This window comes from Amycolatopsis keratiniphila subsp. keratiniphila, from assembly GCF_001620365.2.
GTDB lineage: Bacteria > Actinomycetota > Actinomycetes > Mycobacteriales > Pseudonocardiaceae > Amycolatopsis > Amycolatopsis keratiniphila.
Genome location: NZ_LQMT02000058.1, coordinates 1 through 1,078 on the forward strand (window position 1 = coordinate 1; position 1,078 = coordinate 1,078).

General features: G+C 72.6%; 1 protein-coding gene. It reads left to right on the plus strand.

Annotation, left to right across the window (positions count from 1 at the left end):
* The coding region (locus tag AVR91_RS44190; RefSeq protein ID WP_228709493.1) for a condensation domain-containing protein at positions 1-1,078 on the plus strand (1,078 nt) is incomplete at both ends.

The window sequence follows — 1,078 nt, forward strand, 5'->3', positions numbered from 1 at the left end:
ACGGCAAGGTGGACCGCCGTGCGTTGCCCGAACCGGACTTCACCTCGAAATCGGTGGACCGCACACCGTCGACCGAGGCCGAACGAATCCTTTGTGGAGTGTTCGCCGACGTCCTCGGCCTGGAGCGGGTCGGCGTGGAGGACAGCTTCTTCGAACTGGGCGGCGACTCGATCTCGTCGATGCAGGTGGCCGCCCGCGCACGGCGCGAGGGCATTTCCCTGACGCCGCGGCTGGTGTTCGAGCACCGGACCCCCGGCAGGCTGGCGGTGCTGGCCGACGACGCCCCGGCGCCGTCGTCCACTGTGGACAGTGGTGTCGGAGAGATCCCGTGGACGCCGGTGATGCGTGCCCTCGGGGACGACGCCTTGCGCCCCGGCTTCGCCCAGGCGCGCGTCGTCGTCACCCCGGCGGGCCTCGACCTGGACGCGCTGACCAAGGCCTTGCAGGCCGTGCTGGACACGCACGATCTCCTGCGGCTCCGTGCCGAGTCCGGCGGACGGCTCGTGGTGGCCGCGCCGGGCGCGGTCGACGCGGCGGGCCTGGTGACGCGGGTGTCGGCCGGTGCCGAGGACATCGGCGAACTCACCGAACACGAGGCCAGGACGGCGGCGGGCACGCTGGACCCGTCGGCGGGGATCGTGGCACGGCTCGTCTGGGTCGACGCCGGGAACGCCGGCCAGGGACGGCTCGTCTTCGTGGCGCATCACCTCGCGGTCGACGCGGTCTCGTGGGGGATCCTGCTGCCGGATCTGCGGGCGGCCTACGACGAAGCCGTCGCCGGTGGATCTCCCGCGCTCGAACCCGTGACGACTTCGTACCGGCGATGGGCGGGACGGCTGATCGAGCAGGCCTCGAACGAGGAAACGGTGGCCGAACTAGACCGGTGGGTCGCCCTGCTGGAAGACGCGAAGCCGGTGCTGGAACCGCGCGCAGGGCAGTCGCATTCGTGGTCGGCGACCCTGTCCGGCCCCGCGGCGCGTGCACTGGTCTCCCGGCTGCCGGGGGCTTTCCACTGCGGTGTGCGGGAGGTCCTGCTGGCCGGGCTCGCGGGCGCGGTCGACGGCGGCGCCGGGATGCT